The organism is Conyzicola lurida, from assembly GCF_014204935.1.
Classification (GTDB): Bacteria; Actinomycetota; Actinomycetes; order Actinomycetales; family Microbacteriaceae; genus Conyzicola; species Conyzicola lurida.
Window position 1 is genome coordinate 2,287,293 of sequence record NZ_JACHMJ010000001.1, and the last position, 18,347, is coordinate 2,305,639.

The 18,347-nt window shown below is 69.7% G+C and carries 17 protein-coding genes; 1 reads left to right on the top strand and 16 read right to left on the bottom strand.

Annotated elements, in window-relative coordinates; genetic code table 11:
- Positions 1–9 precede the first annotated feature (9 nt).
- The 14 genes from HD599_RS11110 to HD599_RS11175 form a co-directional block, all read right to left on the bottom strand.
- A complete protein-coding gene (locus HD599_RS11110; protein WP_184237443.1) occupies positions 10–948 on the bottom strand; it encodes an aldo/keto reductase in 939 nt (312 codons plus the stop codon).
- 18 nt (positions 949–966) lie between these two features.
- Positions 967–2,190 carry an MFS transporter gene (locus HD599_RS11115; RefSeq protein ID WP_184237446.1) on the bottom strand — a complete coding sequence of 408 codons (1,224 nt, stop codon included), beginning with the start codon at positions 2,188–2,190 and terminating at the stop codon, positions 967–969.
- A gap of 58 nt (positions 2,191–2,248) precedes the next feature.
- On the bottom strand, positions 2,249–3,130 hold the full coding sequence (gene mutM, locus HD599_RS11120) for a bifunctional DNA-formamidopyrimidine glycosylase/DNA-(apurinic or apyrimidinic site) lyase (protein WP_184237449.1): 882 nt from the start codon (positions 3,128–3,130) through the stop codon (positions 2,249–2,251).
- The gene (gene rnc / locus HD599_RS11125) at positions 3,130–3,822 is read right to left on the bottom strand and encodes a ribonuclease III (RefSeq protein ID WP_184237452.1); all 693 of its coding nucleotides are present in this window, start codon (positions 3,820–3,822) and stop codon (positions 3,130–3,132) included. The genes mutM and rnc overlap by 1 nt, the downstream gene beginning before the upstream one ends.
- 48 nt (positions 3,823–3,870) lie before the next feature.
- Positions 3,871–4,074 carry a 50S ribosomal protein L32 gene (gene rpmF / locus HD599_RS11130; RefSeq protein ID WP_131415693.1) on the bottom strand — a complete coding sequence of 68 codons (204 nt, stop codon included), beginning with the start codon at positions 4,072–4,074 and terminating at the stop codon, positions 3,871–3,873.
- On the bottom strand, positions 4,074–4,655 hold the full coding sequence (locus tag HD599_RS11135; RefSeq protein ID WP_343062021.1) for a YceD family protein: 582 nt from the start codon (positions 4,653–4,655) through the stop codon (positions 4,074–4,076). Before HD599_RS11135 ends, rpmF begins: the two co-directional genes overlap by 1 nt.
- A gap of 124 nt (positions 4,656–4,779) precedes the next feature.
- A complete protein-coding gene (locus HD599_RS11140; RefSeq protein ID WP_184237455.1) occupies positions 4,780–6,117 on the bottom strand; it encodes an aspartate aminotransferase family protein in 1,338 nt (445 codons plus the stop codon).
- A gap of 78 nt (positions 6,118–6,195) precedes the next feature.
- Positions 6,196–7,341 carry an ABC transporter substrate-binding protein gene (locus HD599_RS11145; RefSeq protein WP_184237458.1) on the bottom strand — a complete coding sequence of 382 codons (1,146 nt, stop codon included), beginning with the start codon at positions 7,339–7,341 and terminating at the stop codon, positions 6,196–6,198.
- Positions 7,342–7,431: 90 nt separating this feature from the next.
- Positions 7,432–8,202, bottom strand: coding sequence for an ABC transporter permease (locus HD599_RS11150; protein WP_184237461.1), 771 nt, complete (start codon positions 8,200–8,202; stop codon positions 7,432–7,434).
- Positions 8,199–9,029 carry an ABC transporter ATP-binding protein gene (locus HD599_RS11155; RefSeq protein WP_184237464.1) on the bottom strand — a complete coding sequence of 277 codons (831 nt, stop codon included), beginning with the start codon at positions 9,027–9,029 and terminating at the stop codon, positions 8,199–8,201. Before HD599_RS11155 ends, HD599_RS11150 begins: the two co-directional genes overlap by 4 nt.
- A complete protein-coding gene (locus HD599_RS11160; RefSeq protein ID WP_343062023.1) occupies positions 9,026–9,919 on the bottom strand; it encodes an ABC transporter permease in 894 nt (297 codons plus the stop codon). The genes HD599_RS11155 and HD599_RS11160 overlap by 4 nt, the downstream gene beginning before the upstream one ends.
- Complete coding sequence (locus tag HD599_RS11165) at positions 9,919–10,935, bottom strand: TIGR03842 family LLM class F420-dependent oxidoreductase (protein ID WP_184240556.1); 1,017 nt, start codon at positions 10,933–10,935, stop codon at positions 9,919–9,921. Before HD599_RS11165 ends, HD599_RS11160 begins: the two co-directional genes overlap by 1 nt.
- Before the next feature lie 29 nt (positions 10,936–10,964).
- Complete coding sequence (gene hydA / locus HD599_RS11170) at positions 10,965–12,398, bottom strand: dihydropyrimidinase (RefSeq protein ID WP_184237467.1); 1,434 nt, start codon at positions 12,396–12,398, stop codon at positions 10,965–10,967.
- Positions 12,399–12,471: 73 nt separating this feature from the next.
- Complete coding sequence (locus HD599_RS11175; RefSeq protein WP_184237470.1) at positions 12,472–13,320, bottom strand: nitrilase-related carbon-nitrogen hydrolase; 849 nt, start codon at positions 13,318–13,320, stop codon at positions 12,472–12,474.
- A 100-nt stretch (positions 13,321–13,420) separates the two neighbouring features.
- Here HD599_RS11175 and HD599_RS11180 point away from each other — a divergent pair, with 100 nt between their 5' ends.
- Positions 13,421–14,758 carry an aminotransferase-like domain-containing protein gene (locus HD599_RS11180; RefSeq protein WP_184237473.1) on the top strand — a complete coding sequence of 446 codons (1,338 nt, stop codon included), beginning with the start codon at positions 13,421–13,423 and terminating at the stop codon, positions 14,756–14,758.
- 6 nt (positions 14,759–14,764) lie between these two features.
- Here the strand turns inward: HD599_RS11180 and HD599_RS11185 are convergent, their stop codons facing one another.
- Together HD599_RS11185 and HD599_RS11190 are read right to left on the bottom strand one after the other, a co-directional pair.
- Positions 14,765–17,104 (bottom strand): transglutaminase TgpA family protein, encoded by a 2,340-nt coding sequence (locus HD599_RS11185; RefSeq protein WP_184237476.1) that lies wholly within the window; start codon positions 17,102–17,104, stop codon positions 14,765–14,767.
- Positions 17,097–18,311, bottom strand: coding sequence for a DUF58 domain-containing protein (locus HD599_RS11190; protein ID WP_184237479.1), 1,215 nt, complete (start codon positions 18,309–18,311; stop codon positions 17,097–17,099). Before HD599_RS11190 ends, HD599_RS11185 begins: the two co-directional genes overlap by 8 nt.
- Positions 18,312–18,347 lie beyond the last annotated feature (36 nt).

The window sequence follows — 18,347 nt, forward strand, 5'->3', positions numbered from 1 at the left end:
CCCCTCGGGCTACTTCGCCGACGCCGCGTCGAGCGCCGCGATCTCGTCGGCGGTCAGCTCGAGCGTCGCCGAGGCGAGCAGGTCGGGCAACTGCTCGGTCGTACGCGCGCTGGCGAGCGGGGCGACGATGCCCTGGCGGGTGCGGAGCCAGGCGAGGGCGACGGATGCCACGGCCACGCCGTGCGCGGACGCCGCGTCTTCGAGGGCCGCCAGCACGCCGAGGCCGGTCTCGTTCAGGTAGGCGGCGGCGCCCTGGCCGCGGGGCGACTTGCCGTAGTCGTCGGCGGAGCGGTACTTGCCGGTGAGGAAGCCGCTCGCGAGGGCGTAGTACGGCACGACGCCGAGCTGCTTCTCGGCGACGATCGGGCCGAACTCGCTCTCGAACGGCTCGCGGTGCACGAGGTTGTAGTGCGGCTGGAGGGCCACCGGAAGGGCGAAGCCGTTCTTCTCGGCGATCGCGAACCACTCGGCGACGCGGTCGGCCGTGTAGTTCGACACGGCGATGTAGCGCACCTTGCCCGCGACGACGAGGTCGTTGAACGCGGACGCGGTCTCTTCGAGCGGCGTCTCGGCGTCGTCGAAGTGCGCGTAGTAGAGGTCGATGTAGTCGGTGCCGAGGCGGGCGAGCGAGGCGTCGGCCGCCGCGGCGACGGTTGCCGCGGAGAGGCCGCGGAAGTCGGGGTGCTGGCTCACCTTGGTGCCGAGCACGACCGCGTCGCGGTTGCCGTTCTTGGCGAACCAGCTGCCGATGATCGTCTCCGACTCGCCGCCGGAGTTGCCGGGCACCCAGGAGGAGTAGCCGTCGGCGGTGTCGACGAAGTTGCCGCCGGCCGCGGTGAACGCGTCGAGCACGGCGTGCGATTCGGCCGCGTCCGAGGTCCAGCCGAAGGTGTTACCACCCAGCGCGAGGGGGAAGACGTCGAGGTCCGAGGTTCCGATTCTTGTCATTGTGTTGCCTTTCTTCGCTTACGGATTCTGTGGAAGAGGGAGGGAGCCGGTCGAGGTGACCCGGCCGGGAGCGGTGAACCAGGCGAGCGCCCAGACCAGGGCGGCGACGGTGACGAAGCCCACGCCCACCGTGGCGACGAGCGGTACTCCGCCGGCGGTGAAGGCGAGCGGGCCGACGGTGGCGCCGGCCGCGCCGCCGAGGAACATGCCGACCATGAACAGCGTGTTCGCACCGGCCGTGGCGCCGGGGTTGGCGGCGAGGGCACGGCTCTGGTTCGCCGACTGGATGAGCTGGTTGGCGAGGGTGACCACGAAGATCGTCGCGCCGAAGAGCCAGATGCTGTCGGAGTCGACGATCGCCGACGCGGTCGCGGCGAGCAGCACGACGAACAGCACCCCGGCGAAACGCAGCGGGCCGAAGCGGTCGATGAAGCGGCCGCCCTGTGTCGTGGCGAACCCCGCGGCGAGGCCGACGAGGCTGAACAGGCCGGCGCCGAGCACGCTCCAGCCGTAGTTGCCGCCGGTGAGGTGCAGCACCATCGACGACCAGAACAGGTTGAAGGTGCCGAAGACGAAGAACTGCATCACGGCGGACTGCACGAGCACGGGGCTCGTGCGGGCGAGCCGCAGGGTGGAGGCGAGCAGCGAGGCGTGGCTGCGGCCGGCACCCGAGAGGTGAAGGTCGGCGGTGAGCGACCGGCGCACGAGGGGAACGGCGGCGAGCACGAGCAGCGCGAACACCGCGACGACCCAGCGCCAGCCGATCGCGTCGATGAGCAGGCTCGCGAGGATGCGTCCGCCGAAGACGCCGACCAGCAGCGCGCCGACGAGCGTGCTCGTGGTGGCGCCGCCCTGGCCCGCGGGCGAGAGCTTCGCCGCGGTCGGGATGATCAGCTGGGCGATGTTCGCGACCAGTCCGACGACGAAGAAGCCGACGGCGATGCAGACGACGGTGGGCAGGATGGCGCTCAGGAGCAGCGCCGCGGCGAGCAGCGACGCCTGCACGGTGATCTGCCGACGCGGTTGCACACGGTCGCCGAGCGGCACGAGGAAGAAGATGCCGACCGCGTAGCCCACCTGCACCATCGTCGCGACGATGCCCGCGGCGACCGGTTCGACGCCGAGCGAGGAGGCGATGCCGGTGAGCAGCGACTGCGGCAGGTAGAGCACGCTCACCGAGACCGCGGACACCACGGCGAGGGAGAACAGACGTGTGCGCCACGTCCAGCTGTCAGTACCCACGCATCCCCCAGTAACTATCTCTGGGGGCAACCGGGGCGGGGCCGTGATTATTTCCGGCTCAGCGCACCCGCTGGCAGAACGCGCAGAAGTGCGACCCGCGGTTCATAAACGACTCGCGCGTGATCGGGCGGCCGCAGCGCGGGCACGGTTTGCCCTGCTGGCCGTAGGCGTTGAGCGAGTGCGAGAAATAGCCGGAGGCGCCGTTGACGTTGACGTACTGCGCGTCGAAGCTGGTGCCGCCCTCCCCGAGCGCTTTCTCGAGGACGAGACGCACCTCGGCGAGCAGCAGCTTCGCGCGCGGCCGCGACAGCGTCGACGTCGGCTGGTCGTAGTGCACCCGGGAGGCCCAGAGCGCCTCGTCGGCGTAGATGTTGCCGACGCCGCTGAGCAGGGTCTGGTCGAGCAGCGCGCGCTTCACGCCGGTGGTGCGACGGGCGAGCCGCTCGAAGAACAGCCGGTCGTCGAACAGCGGGTCGAGCGGGTCGCGGGCGATGTGCGCGACCTGGCTCGGCACGAGGCCGTCGGGGGCGTCCGCGGTCGGGAGCAACCGGTCGACCGCCATCGAGCCGAAGATGCGCTGGTCGACGAAGTTCAAGCGCAGCGGACCGTGCTGCGGGTGGTCGAGCTCGAGCCGGATGCGCGTGAGCCGATCGTCGGTCGACCGGTCGCGCAGCAGCACCTGGCCGCTCATGCCGAGGTGTACGACGAGCGCCTCGGGCTCCTCCGCGAGCGTCGCCGCCAGCGGCATCCATAAAAATTTGCCCCGCCGTTCGGCCGAGAGGATGCCGCGGCCGACGAGCCGGTCGACGAAGTCCTCGCCGGGACCGTCGTGGCGGCGCAGCGAGCGTTCGTCGAAGACGGTGACGCCCGCGATCGTGGCGTCGGTGACGGCGGGTTCGAGGCCGGCGCGGACGACCTCGACCTCTGGCAGCTCCGGCACTAGGCGGAGGTGCGGGTGAGACGCGTCCAGGCCTCGAGCGCCGCGGCGACCTCGGCCTGCTTCTTGCTCGAGCCGGTGCCCGTGGCGATCTCGTCGCCGCCGACGATGACCGTGGCGTGGAAACGCTTGAGGTGGTCGGGCCCGCTGTCGACGATGACGTAGCTGGGCGCGCCGAGGCTGCGGCGAGCGGAGAGCTCCTGCAGGCTCGTCTTCGGGTCCATGGTGGCGCCGAAGCGTTCGGGGTCGGCGAGCAGCGGTGCGATCAGCCGGTGCACGAGCGCCGTGGCCTCGTCGCCGCCGCGGGAGAGATACGCGGCCCCGATGATGGCTTCGACGGTGTCGGCGAGCATCGACGACTTGTCCCGGCCGCCGGTGAGCTCTTCGCCGCGGCCCACGCGGAGGTACTGGCCGAGCCCGATCGAGCGGGCGATCTCGGCCAGCGCGACCGTCGACACGAGGCTCGCGCGACGCTTGGCCAGCTCGCCCTCGTCGAGGTCGGGGTGCTCGGTGAAGAGCATGACCGTGACGGCCTGGCCCAAAATCGAGTCGCCGAGGAACTCGAGGCGCTCGTTGTTCGATCCGCCGTTTTCGTACGCGAAAGACCGGTGCGTCAGGGCGAGCTCGAGCAGCTCGGGGGCGATTTCGACCTCGAGCAGGGACGACAAATCGGCCCGGCTGGCCCCGTCAGTCATTGTGACCGAGGTTCCACGCACGAGCCGACTCGCAGTAGTTCAAGTGGACTATACGTCCGCGACCTTGCGGCCCTTGTACTCCATGTACAGGGGCGTGCCGGTGGAGTCTTCGACAACCTTCGCGCGGTGCGGGAGGCTGTAGGTGGTCTTGCCGTTCTCGACGGTCTTGACCAGGGTGGGGGCGGTTGCCTTCCACTGTGCGCGGCGCATGCGGGTGCTCGCGCGCGACATCTTGCGCTTCGGTACAGCCATTAGCTTCTCTTCTCTCTCTCGGCGCGATCGGCATCGCCTGCCGCCTCGCCTGCAACATCTGATTCGGATGACTGGAACCCGGCGAGCGCAGACCAGCGTGGATCTACGATCTCTTTGGGTTTCCTGTCCGGAAAATCGGCCAGCCTTTCGCCCGTTTCCGGGTCGAGGCCTGGGCAATCCGGACGACATACCGGTTGAAACGGCAGTGACAGCACTACCGCATCCCTGACGGACGGTTCGAGGTCAATATGGTCCTCGACAACCGTGTAGTCAAAAGCTTCGTCAACAGAGTACGCGAAAAGCTCCTGAATATCGACTTCGACAGGCAGTTCGATCTCGTCGAGGCAGCGTCCGCACTCGCCCTTGGCGAGCGTCTGCACGTCTGCGGAGACCAGGATGCCGTCGTGGAGCGCTTCGAGGCGCACGTCGACGTGCATGGAGGCACCCTCGGGGATGCCGATCAGGGCATTGCCGAAGGCCTCGGGAACGGTGATGTCGAGCTCATGCTCGCGCATCTCGCCCGAGCGGTGCATGAGGTCGTACACCGGGACGGTGAACGGGGTGGGGGTGAAGTTCGACACAACCGAGAATTCTACGCTGAACGGCGTGGATGTCGCAGGCTCGGGTAGGCCGAGGCTGCGACATCCGGGATTTCGACAGGCTCGATCCGCCAGGTGCCAGGCCGGTCGGGCCTGTCGAGACCCGCTAGAGCGTCGCCTCGACCGCGGTGAACGCCTCGTCGTAGATCGCCAGCGCCGTGGCGACCTCCTCGGGCGTCACGATGCAGGGCGGTACGACGTGGATGCGGTTGTCCGCGGAGAAGGGCAGCAGGCCGCGGGAGAGCAGCTCCTTCTTGAGCTGGCCGATGACGACGCCGGAGACCGGTTCGCGGGTCTCCGGGTCGGAGACCAGGTCGAGCGCCCAGAAGACGCCGAGACCGCGCACCTCGCCGATGAGCGGGTGCTTCGCGGCCAAGGCCGCGAGCCCGGGCGCGAGGTGGTCGGTGCCGATGGTGCGGGCGTTGTCGATGATGCCGTCGTCCTCCATGGCGTCGAGCGCCGCGACGATGGACGCCATCGCGAGCGGATGCCCGGAGTAGGTGAGACCGCCCGGGAACACCTGCGTCTCGAACGCGTTGGCGATCGACTCGGAGATGATGACGCCGCCGGTCGGCACGTAGCCCGAGTTGACGCCCTTGGCGAAGGTGATCAGGTCGGGCACGACGGGGCCGTCGTCGTCGGGGAACGCCTGCCAGGCGAACCATTCCCCGGTGCGCCCGAAGCCGCACATGACCTCGTCGAAGATGAGTACGATGCCGTATTTGTCGGCGAGGCGGCGCACACCGCGCAGGTAGCCGGGCGGCGGCACGAGCACGCCGGCGGTGCCGGGCACGGTCTCGATGAGGATGGCCGCGATGCCCGACTGCCCCTCCGACTGGATGACGCGTTCCAGGTGCTGCAGGGCGCGTTCCGACTCCTGCTCGGGCGAGTCGGCCCAGAATTCGGAGCGGTAGGCGAAGGGGCCGAAGAAGTGCGCGTGGCCGCGGGCGAACTCGTTCGGCACTCGACGCCAGTCTCCGGTGGCCACGATGGCCGCGCCGGTGTTGCCGTGGTACGACCGGTACATCGAGAGCACCTTGTCACGGCCGGTGGTCAGCCGCGCCATCCGGATGGCATTTTCGTTGGCATCGGCACCGCCGTTGGTGAAGAAGACCTTGCCGAAGCTGCTGCCGGCCCGCGCGAGGATGCGCTTGGCCGCCTCGCCGCGCGCGAGATTGGCGTGCGCGGGGGCGACGGTGGTGAGGATGTCGGCCTGGGCCTTGATCGCGCCGACGACGGCCGGGTGCTGGTGGCCGATGTTGGTGTTGACGAGCTGGCTGGAGAAGTCGAGGTAGCGGGTGCCGTCGAAGTCCCAGACGGTGCTGCCCGCTCCCCCGGCGATCACGAAGGGCGTCAGTGCCCCCTGTGCGCTCCAGGAGTGGAAGACGTGCGCGCGGTCGAGGTCGTAGGCGAGTTCGCCGTCGGCGGGATTCAGGTCGTTCATGGTGCTGTTCCTTCGGGGTTAGGCGGTCCCTGAGCTTGTCGAAGCCCTTCGACGAGCTCAGGGACCGTTGGGGGGATGCTACTCGCCGCCCTCCTTGAGTTCGACCTCGAGGGGCTCGAACGACGCGCCTTCCACGTCTACGCCTTCGTCGGTCAGTTCGGCGAGCGCCTGCTCGACGTACTCGTTGCTGTACGCGGTGGCGGGCGGCTCCTCGGTGATGATGGTCGCGCCGGTCTCGTTGCTTGTCTCGAGCGCCATGGCCACGGTCGCGTCCCACGCGTCGGTGTCGATCATGCCGATGCCTCCGGCGGTCGACGGCCAGATCAGCTTGTTGACCTCGTTGGTCATCCACAGCTGGTGCGAGAGGCCGAGGGTCGAGCCGGCGGCGGTCACCTCGTCGGCGGCCTCCTGCGCGTTGTCGCGGGCGAAGACCCAGCCCTTGATCGAGGCCTTGATGAACTTGACGGTGGTCTCGGCGTACTCGTCGTCTTCGAGGCGCGACGTGTCGGCCCAGATCGCGTCCTGCAGCATCGAGGTGCCCTCCTCGTTCCAGTCGATGACGGAGAAGTCGTCGGCCGTGTAGAGCTCGCCGGTCTCGGGGTCGACCGTCTCGAGCAGCTGCGCGTACTCGTTGTAGGTCATCGCCTGTGCGGCGTCGATGTCGCCGGAGAGCAGCGCGTTCATGTCGAAGTTCTGCGACACGACCGAGACCTCGTCGGTCACGCCCGCCTTGTTGAGGCCGGCGTAGAGCTCCCACTCGTTGCCGTAGCCCCAGCTGCCGATGGTCTTGCCGGCCAGGTCGGCCGCGGTCTCGATGCCGGAGTCGGCGAACGCGACCTGCAGCGTGGCCGAGCGCTCGAAGATCTGCGCGACGTTGGTGATGTTCGCGCCGTTCTCGATCGAGCCGAGCACCTTGGGCACCCAGGAGATCGCGTAGTCGACGTCGCCGCTCGCGAGGGCGTCCTGCGGCACGATGTCGCCGCCGCCCTGGATGATCTCGACGTCGAGCCCCTCGTCTTCGTAGTAGCCCTCGGCGGCGGCCGCGTAGTAGCCGGCGAACTGCGCCTGCGTGAGCCACTGGAGCTGGAGCTTGACCGGGGTGAGGTCCGAATCGCCGGAGGCCGTCTCCTCGGCAGGTTCGCTGGCGCTGCAACCGGACAGGACGAGTGCGCTGACTGCCGCGGCAGCGGCGAGCCCGTAGGTAAAACGCTTACTGTGCTTCACGTGGTGCCTCCTTGTGTGGGTGCTGTCTCTTGGTGCGGTTCTTTGTTCGGCCTCCTCGGCGCCGTCGGCGAGTGGTCGTCTGTGGGGCCCTCAGGCCGGTCGGTGCCGGGTGAAGACGCGTTCGATCGCCAGGGTGGCGCCGAAGAAGATCAGGCCGACGATGATGGCGCCGACCACGAAAGCCCAGGCCCGGGCGTAGTTGCTGCCGGATGCCGCGGTCGTGATGAACGACCCGATACCCGAGCGCGGTCCCCCGAAATACTCCGAGACGATGGCGGAGATCACCGCGAGCGACGACGCGATGCGGAGCCCGGTGAAGACGAACGGGAGGGCGTTCGGGATGGTGACGGTGCGCGCTGTCTGCCAGCCGGTCGCGGCGTAGGCGCGCATGAGGTCGCGCTGCACGGGCCGCACCTGGCGGAGGCCGCGCAGGCTGTTGATGAACACCGGCACGAACACGGCGATCGCGGCGACGATGACCCGGGCGATCTCGATGCTCGCGCCGAACATCGTGTAGAGCACGGGCGCGAGGGCGACGATCGGCACGACCGCGATGGCCGCCACCACGGGGGCGAACATCTCGTCGAGCACGCGCACGAACGCGGCGACGACGGCTGCGACGACGCCGAGCAGCGATCCGATCAGCAGACCGAGGAGGGCGTTCGTGCCGGTGACGAGGCTGGCGGCTACGATGCTCGGCAGCAGGGCTCCGAACTCCTCGAGGATGGCGAGCGGGCTGGGAAGCAGGAACGCCGGGATGTCGCCGACGACGACGGCCAGCTGCCAGACGACGAGCAGCGCGACGAACAGGGCGACCGGCGGGAGCACGCGCGTGACGAAGGAGTTGCCCACCGTGATCATCGGAGATCCACCCCCACGGTGGGCGCTTCGGCTCCGTGCAGCGCCTCGCGCACCTTCGTGACCGCCTCGAAGAAGTCCCTCTCTTCGCGCAGGTCTTCTCCGCGGTCGGCGGCGGCGCCGAGCCTCACGTCGACGATGTCGCGGATGCGCCCGGGCCGCGGCGACATCACGACGACACGGTCGGAGAGGAACACGGCCTCGGGGATCGAGTGCGTGACGAAGACGACCGCGGCACCCGTCTCGGCGGTGATACGCACGAGCTCGAGCTGCATGTGCTCGCGCGTCATCTCGTCGAGGGCGCCGAACGGTTCGTCCATCAGCAGCAGCCGCGGCTGCTCGGCGATGGAGCGCGCGATCGCGACGCGCTGCTGCATGCCGCCCGAGAGCTGGTCGGGGAAGTGCCCGGCGAAGTCGCTGAGCCCGACGAGGGCGATGAGCTCCGCGGCTCGCTTCGCGCGGGCCGCCTTGCCGACGCCGTGCAGCTCGAGCGGCAGTTCGATGTTGGCGGTCACCGTGCGCCACGGCAGCAGGCCGGCCTGCTGGAAGGCGATGCCGTACTCCTGGTCGATGCGCGCCTGCCGCGCGGTCTTGCCGAAGACCTCGATGGTGCCGGCGGTCGGGGTGTCAAGGTCGGCGATGAGCCGCAGCAGTGTGCTCTTACCGCAGCCCGACGGGCCGATGAGCGAGACGAACTCGCCGGGCGCCACCGTGAGGCTCACGTCGCTGAGCGCGGTGACCGTGTTCTTCTTGGCCGTGAAGACGCGGTCGACCGAGGTGACCTGGACCGCGGCGGGCCCTTCGACGAGCTCTGGGACCGAAACACTCATGCGTGTACCTCCGCGCGACGGTACCGGCCGAAAGCCAGTCCGAGTAGGGCGACGAGACCGGCGGCCACGAGGCCGAGCACGATCGCGCCGAAGATGGGCGCCCACGGCTTTGCCGGGTCGCTGGATGCGAAGTTTGCGAATTCGAGGATCATGCGCCCGATGCCGCCGGGCAGCCCGATCGACACCTCGGCGACGACCGTGCCGACGACCGCGTTCGCCGCGCCGAGCCGCAGGGCGGGCAGCAGGTAGGGAACGCTCGCCGGCAGCCGCAGGTGGATGAGCGTGCGGAACCGGCTGGCGGCGTACGAGTGCATGAGTTCGGTGTGGATGACGTCGGGTGACTGCAGACCGCGCAGGGCGCCGACGGCGATGGGGAAGAACGCGAGGTAGGAGGCGATCACGGCCACCGACATCCAGTTCTCCCATTCGAACGACCCGAACTCGAGCTTCGACCCCCAGCCCTTCACGAGCGGGGCGAGCGCGATGAGAGGCACGGTCTGGCTCAGGATGACGAGCGGCAGCACCGCGGACTCGGCGATGCGGAAGCGCTGCATCAGCAGGGCGAGCGCGAAGCCGACGACGAGGGCGATGAGTAGCCCGGCCGCCGCCACGCCGAGGCTGAACAGGGCGGCGAGGGTGACGGCGAGCCAGAGCGGCTGGGCGTTCGTCGCGCCGGTGATCGGGTCGGCCAGCCGGGCGAACATCTCCCAGACGTGCGGCATGGCGAGGTCGCTCGTGCGCGGCAGGAGGCGCAGCCCCGAGTTGCGCACGCCCTCCTCGGCGCCGACGACCCAGCCGTCGACCGGGCCGAGCGCCTTGTACAGCTCCCAGACCACGGCGACCAGCAGCACGGCGAGCGCGCCGAGCAGGAAGGGACGGAGCCTGGTCACTATGCCTTCGCCACGATGTGCTCGCGGAGGGCCGGGATGACCGTCTCCCCGTAGACGCGCATCGTCTCCTCTTTGTTGTCGTGCTGCAGGTATCCGGCGAACTGGTCGACGCCGAGCTCCTTGAGCGCCTTGAGCTTCTCGATGTGTTGGTCGGCCGTGCCGAGCAGGCAGAACCGGTCGACGATCTCGTCGGGCACGAAGTTCGCGTGGCTGTTGCCCGCGCGGCCGTGCTCGTTGTAGTCGTAGCCCTCGCGGCCCTTGATGTAGTCGGTGAGCGCCTTGGGAACCGCCGAGCCCTCGCCGTACTTCGCGACGATGTCGGCCACGTGGTTGCCGACCATGCCTCCGAACCAGCGGTTCTGGTCGCGCATGTGCGTCCAGTCGTCGCCCACGTACATGGGGGCGGCGACGCAGAACTTGACGGCGAGCGGGTCACGGCCGGCGGCATCGGCCGCTCTACGCACCGTCGCGATCATCCACTCCGCGACATCCAGATCGGCCATCTGGAGAATGAAGCCGTCGCCCACCTCGCCCGTGAGTTTGAGCGCGAGCGGTCCGTAGGCGGCCACCCAGACGTCGAGCGTCGAGCCGGTGCTCCACGGGAACTGCAGCGTCGCGCCGTTGTACTCGACCGACCGCGAGTTCGCGAGCTCGCGGATGACATGGATGGACTCGCGCAGGTCCTTCAGGGTGGTCGGCTTGCCGTTGGTCACCCGCACGGCCGAGTCGCCGCGGCCGATCCCGCAGATGGTGCGGTTGCCGTACATCTCGTTGAGAGTGGCATAGGTGGATGCCGTGACCGTCCAGTCGCGAGTGGCGGGGTTCGTCACCATGGGGCCGACGATCACGCGCCGGGTCTCGGCGAGGATCTGGCTGTAGATCACGTAGGGCTCCTGCCAGAGCAGGTGCGAGTCGAAGGTCCAGACGTGGCTGAACCCGTGCTGCTCGGCCAGCTTGGCGAGCGCGACCGTGCGCGAGGCCGGCGGGTTGGTCTGCAGTACTGCTCCGAAGTCCATGGTGCTCTTTCTTGTCATTCCCGATGCTCTTAGATCAGGTACTGCGACAGCCCGCGCTTGAAGTACTTGCCGTCGCCCTTGGTGCCGATGTACTGGTTGTCGTCGACGATGACCTTGCCGCGGGAGATCACGGTGTCGACGTGGCCGTCGATCTCGTAGCCCTCCCAGGCGGAGTAGTCCATGTTCATGTGGTGCGTCTTGCCGACGCCGATCGACGTGTGGCCGTTCGGGTCGTAGACGACGACGTCGCCGTCGGCCCCCGGCTGGATGACGCCCTTCTTGCCGTAGAACCCGAACATGCGGGCCGGAGTGGTCGAGGTGAGCTCGACCCAGCGCGACAGCGAGATGTGGCCGTCGACGACGCCCTGGTACATCAGGTCCATGCGGTGTTCCACCGAGCCGATGCCGTTCGGGATCTTGGAGAAGTCGGTCAGACCCATGTCCTTCTGGCCCTTCATGCAGAACGGGCAGTGGTCGGTGGAGACCATCTGGATGTCGTTGGTGCGCAGCGCCTGCCACATGTGGTGCTGGTGGCCCTCGCCGCGCGACCGCAGCGGCGTCGAACACACCCACTTGGCGCCCTCGAAGTCGCCCCATTCCTCGCTCGACGCGCCGAGGTTGTCCTCGAGCGAGAGGTAGAGGTACTGGGGGCAGGTCTCGCCGAAGACGTTCTGCCCGTTGTCGCGGGCGACCGCGATCTGGTCGACGGCCTGCTTCGCGCTCACGTGCACGACGTACAGCGGGGCGCCGGTGAGGTTGGCGAGCATGATCGCGCGGTGCGTCGCCTCCTCCTCGGCCTGCCACGGACGGGTCAGCCCGTGGTTGTACGGCGAGGTGTTGCCGGCCGCGATGGCCTGGGCCACGAGCAGGTCGATGACGCTGCCGTTCTCGGCGTGCATCATCATGAGCGCGCCGTTCGACGCGCCCTTCTGCATCGCCTTCACGATCTGGCCGTCGTCGGAGAGGAAGACGCCCTTGTAGGCCATGAACATCTTGAAGCTCGTGACGCCCTCGTCGATGAGCTCGTCCATCGCGACCAGCGACTCGTCCTGCACGTCGGAGAGAATCTGGTGGAAGCCGTAGTCGATGGCGCAGTTGCCCGCGGCCTTCGCCTGCCAGGCGTTGTAGCGCTCGACCGGGTTGTCGCCCGGGTACTGCACGACGAAGTCGACGATGCTCGTGGTGCCGCCCCACGCCGCGGCACGGGTGCCGGTCTCGAAGGTGTCGGACGCGAAGGTGCCGCCGAAGGGCATCTCCATGTGCGTGTGGGCGTCGATGCCGCCCGGGATGACGTACTTGCCGGTCGCGTCGATGACGGTGTCGACGTTCGCCTCGAGGTCGTAGCCCAGCAGGGTGGATCCGGGGGCGAGCACCGCGGCGATGGTCTCGCCGTCGATGAGCACGTCGGCCATCCCGGTGCCGGTCGCATTGACGACGAGGCCGTTCTTGATGAGAGTCTTCATTGGCTGTCCTTCCTCGGGTCGCTGAGCCTGTCGAAGCGGCGGTGCCCTTCGACAGGCTCAGGGAACGCTGGTGCTACGGCTTGGGAATGCTCGTGTACGAGTCCGGGCGACGGTCGCGGTAGAACTGCCAGTCGTCGCGCATCTCCTGCACCATGTCGAGCTCGAGGTCGCGGATCAGCAGCTCTTCCTCGCTGCCCGACCCCCGCTCGCCGACGAAGTTGCCGCGCGGGTCGATCACCTGGCTGGTGCCGTAGAAGTCGACGGCGAGCTCGCCGTACTCGTTGTCCTCGCGGCCGACCCGGTTGGGCTGCAGCACGAAGTAGCCGTTGGCGACGGCCGCCGCGGGACCCTCGACCTCCCACAGTCGGTTCGACAGCCCGGGCTTGGTGGCGTTCGGGTTGAAGACGATGTGGGCTCCGTTCAGCCCCAGCTCGCGCCATCCCTCGGGAAAATGACGGTCGTAACAGATGTACATGCCGATCTTGCCGACCGAGGTGTCGAAGACGGGGTAGCCGAGGTTGCCGGGGCGGAAGTAGAACTTCTCCCAGAACCGGTCGAGGTGCGGGAGGTGGTGCTTGCGGTACTTGCCGAGGATGGTGCCGTCGACTTCGACCAGCACGGTGGTGTTGTAGTACACGCCCGTGATGTCTTCCTCGTAGATCGGGAGGACCATCACGATACCCAGCTCTTTGGCGAGCGCCGCGAACCGCTGCACGATGGGGCCGTCGGCCTGCTCGGCGTAGCGGTAGTACTTCTTGTCTTCGGTGATGCCGAAGTACGGGCCGTAGAAGAGTTCCTGGAAGCAGATGACCTGGGCGCCGGCGGCCGCTGCATCGCGGGCGAACTGCTCGTGCTTGGCGAGCATCGACTCCTTGTCGCCGGTCCACGTGGTCTGGGTGATTGCTGCGCGTACGACTGTCATGCGATACCTCCAGAAGGGCTTACGTTTTGTTATTATTCGCGGTAAACATTTCTCTTACGTTTCGGTTTGTGACGCTGGCGTAAAACCTACGGGGGTTCGTATGAAGTCGGTAGCCCTGGCCGTGGACGAGGCCACGCCGAGCGGTATCGCCGGTGCGATCGCCCGTCTGATCAACTCCGGAGACCTCGCTCCGGGCGACCGGCTGCCCACCGTGCGGGAGCTCGCGATCGATCTCGGCGTGAGCCCGGCGACCGTGAGCCACGCCTGGCAGGCCCTCGCCGGCGTGGGCCTCATCGTCTCGCGCGGCCGCAGCGGCACCTTCGTGCGCGCCGAGCGCACCGCGTGGCTGCCGCCGCGGTCGCGGGGTCTCGCCGAGCCCAGGCACACCGTCGCCCGCCTCGACCTCTCCACGGGCACGCCCGACACCGCGCTGCTGCCCGACATCGGACCGGCGCTCTCGCGCGTGCCCAGCCACGCCAGCACCGCGAACTACTACGACCTGCCCGTGCTGCCCGAGCTCGAGCGCGTGCTGCGCGCCTCCTGGCCGTACCCGGTCGACACCATCACGGTCGTCGACGGGGCGATGGACGCGATCTCGCGCACCCTCGACCTCGTGCTGCGCTACGGCGACCGTGTCGTCGTCGAGAACCCGGGCTTCCCGCCGCTGTTCGACTTGCTCGAGCACTACGGCGTCGAGCGCCTGCCGGTCGAGGTGGACGAGTTCGGCATCCGTCCCGAGTCGCTCGCCGAGGCGCTCAAATCCTCCCCCGCCGCCATCGTGCTGCAGCCCCGCACCCACAACCCCGCCGGTGTCTCGCTCTCCGACGGGCGGGCGCGCGAACTGTCGCGGCTGATCGGCTCGATGCGCACGGCCGACGCGACCGTGGTCATCGAGGACGACCACTCGGGCGAGATCTCGACGAGCGACGACGTCAGCCTCGGCAGCTACCTTCCCGAGCGGGTCGTGCACATCCGCAGCTTCTCCAAGTCGCACGGCCCCGACCTGCGCATCGCCGCGGTCGGCGGCCCGCGCGAGCTGATCGACCGGCTCGTCGCCCGCCGTATCCTCGGCCCCGGCTGGACCTCGCGCATGCTGCAGACCGTGCTGCACGACCTGCTCACCAACGACCAGACCGTCGCCGCGGTGCACGCCGCCCGCGCCGCCTACCGCTCGCGGCAGGTCGCGCTCGTCGCCTCTCTGGCCGACCACGGTGTCGTGATGCCGGTGCCCGACGGCATCAACCTGTGGCTACGGGTCGAGGACGAGCGCAACGCGGTCGTGCAGCTGGCCGCCGCGGGAATCAGGGTGGCCGCGGGCACCCCGTTCGTCGCGGGACCGACGCCCGAGGGCGGCCAGTTCGTGCGCGTCACCGCCGGCCTCGTGCGTGACGAGGTCGACTCGGTCGGCGCACTGCTGGCGTCGGCCACGCGGGCCTGACCGTCCTCAGGGCTGCTTGCGCCAGCGGGCACCCACCGCGAACCAGCTGGCAAGAATGGATGTCGGAGCCAGCGCCGCCCGCACCCGCACCCCGCGCCCGACGCCGTCGCGGAGCGCGTCCAGCACGCCGCGCACCTCGGCCACGGTGACCGGCTCCTCCGCGCGCACGGTGGCAGCGCCGCCCCCGGCCCGCGCGTAGGACTCGCGTTCGACCGCCTCGCGCAGCCGCTCGAGCACGGCGAGCGCGGCCGGGTCCTCCACCGGCGACCCGCCGATGGGGCCGGTCGCGGCGAATGCCGGGTCGTCGCGTGAGGCGGCAAGGCGGGCGGCGAACTCGCGCGGCGTCTCCGCGTCGGTGAGCGTCCAGCCGAGATCGAGCGCGGTGTCGCGCAGCTCGTCCCAGGCCCCCAGCACCGATGCCCCGCCGTCGACGGTGCGCAGCCGCGACCGCCGGCGCAGCACGCGGGCGAACGCGGGTACGAGCAGCAGCACGAGCAGGGCGAGGCCCGTCGCGCCGAGCACGACCGCGTTCCAGTTGACCCCCGCCTGCGTCTGGCCGGTGGGAACGCTGCCGCTGTCGAGCCGGTCGTCCCCGAGGTCCTGGGCCGCGTCGGTGGGGGCCGGCGTCGCCACCGACTCGTCGATGTCGGGCGTCGCCGGGTCGTCGACCGCGGCCGACGAATACTCGGGGATGTTGTTGCGGCTCACCGTGGGTTCGAACCGCGTCCAGCCGACGCCCGCGAAGTAGAGCTCGGGCCAGGCGTGCAGCTCGTCGGTGGTGACCCGGAACGTCTGGCCGCCGGTGGACGCGTTGTCGACCTCCGCGCCCGTCGTGAAGCCGACCGCGATGCGGGCCGGGATGCCGAGGGTGCGGGCCATGGCTGCCATCGCCGACGAGAAGTGCACGCAGTAGCCGCTCTTGGCCTCGAGGAATTCGGCGATGATCTCCGCGCCCGTGCCGTCGTAGCCCTCGTCGACCGGCGCCTCCTCCGAGTAGACGAAGTCGCCGCCGCGGAAGTAGCTCTGCAGCGCCATCGCCCGGTCGTAGTTGTTGGTCGCGCCCGCCGTCACGGCGAGCGCGGTCTCCGCCACGACCGCGGGCAGAGTGGGCGGCACCGCGAGGTAGCGCTCGAGTTCGGGGGTCACGACGGGGTCGGCCGCGCGCAGCTGGTCGCTCGTGGGGTCGGCCGTCTCTGTCGTGACCGTGTACACCTGTCCGCGCACGGTCGCGCGTTCGGAGCGCACGTTGAGCGTCTCTTCGTCCCACACCCAGCGTCCGACGAGACCCTCGACGGCCCGGGGCGCGTAGGGCACGGGCAGCCAGCGGCCGCGCACGTTGCCCACGGTGATCGTCGCCTCGCTCTCCACCACGGCGACGTCGGGGCTCCGGCCCGGCGCCGCGGGGATCGCTTCCGGGTCGTTGTCGCCCGAGCCGGTCACCACGGTGGGCGCCCACGCGTCGTCGCCGAACTCCTCGAGCGTCGTCATGCGCAGGTACTGCCGGTCGGCCGCGGTGGTCGTGTAGGTGAGCGCCACGACGGGGGCGTCGCGCCGCAGGTCGTCGCCGAGGTCGATAATCGGGTTCAGCCCGGTGGCGTAGCCGTCACCCAGCGCCGCGGATTCCACGGGCAGCACGGGCGGCAGGGCCAGCGGCAGCACGAGACCGGCGACGAGCGCGCCCGCGGCGATGCCGAATGCCACGCCCGGCTGGCTGCGCGGCGAGGTCACGTAGACGATGACCAGCCAGGCCGCCGCCGCGAAGAGGAAGTAGAGCGGGTCGCTGAACGCGGGGTCGATGAATCCCGGCACGGCCACGATGGCCAGGAGCGGCACGCCCGTGAGCGCGGGGGTGTGCGCCGGGAACGAGAACGTGTCGGCGGCGATGGCGACGACCCCTGCCCCGAGCGCGAGCAGGAAGAGGATGCCGGGCACGGCTTCGGCGGGCACTCCCTGCTCCTGGATGGAGATGCTCCCCCGCGTGATCAGCTGCCCGAACGCGCCGACCGTGTCGAAGGTCGGGATGATGCCGACGATCGCGGTCTCGGAGGCGAAGAACAGGGTGAGCAGAACGAGCAGCGCCGCGGCCCCCACCGCGGTGGGCAGCAGGGTGCGGCGGGTGACCGCGCGCACGGCGGCGATGGTCGCGAGCACGATGAGGGCGATGCCTCCCGAGACGAGCCACCAGTAGGTGCCGTCGAGCAGCTGGTGCAGCCCGCCGAGGGCGATCAGCACCGCTCCCGCGATGGCCGCGCTCGTGCGCACACTCCCGGTGCTGTCACGCTGCACCCGGGTGGGCGGGGGCGTGCGCGGGCCGACGCGGGGCGGCGCGACGAGGGTGTCAACCATGACCGCGCTCCGACCTCGCGAAGAGGGAGCGCCCGTAGGACTCGCCGCCCGCACCCTCGTCGTCGAGCGCCGCCGCCCAGACCTCGGCGGCGTCGTCCGTCGAGTGTGCCGCGACGCAGTGCCAGCCCGCGCGGGACAGGGTCTCGAACGCGGCCGAGCCGGGTTCGTCGACGAGGATGGCGACGCCGTGCTCGTTGGGGGCACGTTGGCCGACGATCCAGCGCAGCGTGTCGGCGGTCGGCGCGGAGACGACGGCGAAGATCGGGCCGTGCTGGTCGAGCTCGGCGACCGACGGCGGGGCGTCGTGCCGGCCGACCACGAGCGCGACGCGGGCGAGGCTGGTGAGGAATTCCACGTCGTGCCCGGTGCCACCGCCGGCCTCGAGCGGGGCGACGAGCTGGGCGGGCGCGGTCTCGCGCAGGTGAAGCTGGAACCCGGCGCTGACCAGGTGCACGCCGAGCGAGGCCACCATGCCGAGAGCCCATTCGAAGGCGTCGGATGTCGCATACCCGTCGTCGCGCGTGTCGACGACGAGCCGCGCGGTCGGAAAGCTGCTCTCCTCCTCCTGCCTCACCATGAGGTCGCCGTGCCGGGCCGTGGCGCGCCAGTGCACCCGGCGCAGCGCGTCGCCCCGCCGGTACTCGCGCGTCATCAGGTCGTCGTTGTTGCCGGCCGTGTTGCGGCGGCTCGCCCGCACGGATCCGTCGCCCCCGGCGAGCGAGAACCCGCTGCCCGCGAGCGGCGTGATTCGCGGCGCGACGATGAGCTGTCGTGAGTCGCCGAGCACGGTCTGCCGGGTGGAGAGGCCGAAGGGGTCGGCCCGCTCGACCGCGACCGGGCCGATCTCGACGATCCCCCGACGCGGCGGGTGCAACACGTACTCGAGCCGGGCGGTGCCGCGGGAGGAATAGCGGGCGGAGGGAAGCCCCGCGAGCCGCGCGGGCTCGGTGGCTCCGGGTTCCCACGGCAGCCGGTCGCTCCACTCGGCGGCGGAACTGCGCCCGACGGTGCCGTTCGTCACGTCGATCGTGACGGTGACAGGGCTGCCGACCGAGACGACGTCGACCGAGAACCGCCGCGCGGCCGTCAACCGCGGCGCACGGTAGCGCACGAGCAGCAGGCAGAGCCCGACGAGCGCCGCCAGCAGGCAGGCGACGAAGCGGAACTGCTCGTTACCCAGCGAGTACGCCGCGATCACCAGCACCACGGCGCTGCCGAGGATCGCCCACCCTCTCGCGGTGAT

Bases quoted from the DNA above. Each gene is read 5' to 3' on its own strand.
- HD599_RS11150 (WP_184237461.1), bottom strand. From the start codon at position 8,202: ATGATCACGGTGGGCAACTCCTTCGTCACGCGCGTGCTCCCGCCGGTC.
- HD599_RS11155 (WP_184237464.1), bottom strand. From the start codon at position 9,029: ATGAGTGTTTCGGTCCCAGAGCTCGTCGAAGGGCCCGCCGCGGTCCAG.
- HD599_RS11185 (WP_184237476.1), bottom strand. From the start codon at position 17,104: ATGGTTGACACCCTCGTCGCGCCGCCCCGCGTCGGCCCGCGCACGCCC.
- HD599_RS11175 (WP_184237470.1), bottom strand. From the start codon at position 13,320: ATGACAGTCGTACGCGCAGCAATCACCCAGACCACGTGGACCGGCGAC.
- HD599_RS11180 (WP_184237473.1), top strand. From the start codon at position 13,421: ATGAAGTCGGTAGCCCTGGCCGTGGACGAGGCCACGCCGAGCGGTATC.
- rpmF (WP_131415693.1), bottom strand. From the start codon at position 4,074: ATGGCTGTACCGAAGCGCAAGATGTCGCGCGCGAGCACCCGCATGCGC.
- HD599_RS11140 (WP_184237455.1), bottom strand. From the start codon at position 6,117: ATGAACGACCTGAATCCCGCCGACGGCGAACTCGCCTACGACCTCGAC.
- rnc (WP_184237452.1), bottom strand. From the start codon at position 3,822: ATGACTGACGGGGCCAGCCGGGCCGATTTGTCGTCCCTGCTCGAGGTC.
- hydA (WP_184237467.1), bottom strand. From the start codon at position 12,398: ATGAAGACTCTCATCAAGAACGGCCTCGTCGTCAATGCGACCGGCACC.
- HD599_RS11165 (WP_184240556.1), bottom strand. From the start codon at position 10,935: ATGGACTTCGGAGCAGTACTGCAGACCAACCCGCCGGCCTCGCGCACG.
- HD599_RS11110 (WP_184237443.1), bottom strand. From the start codon at position 948: ATGACAAGAATCGGAACCTCGGACCTCGACGTCTTCCCCCTCGCGCTG.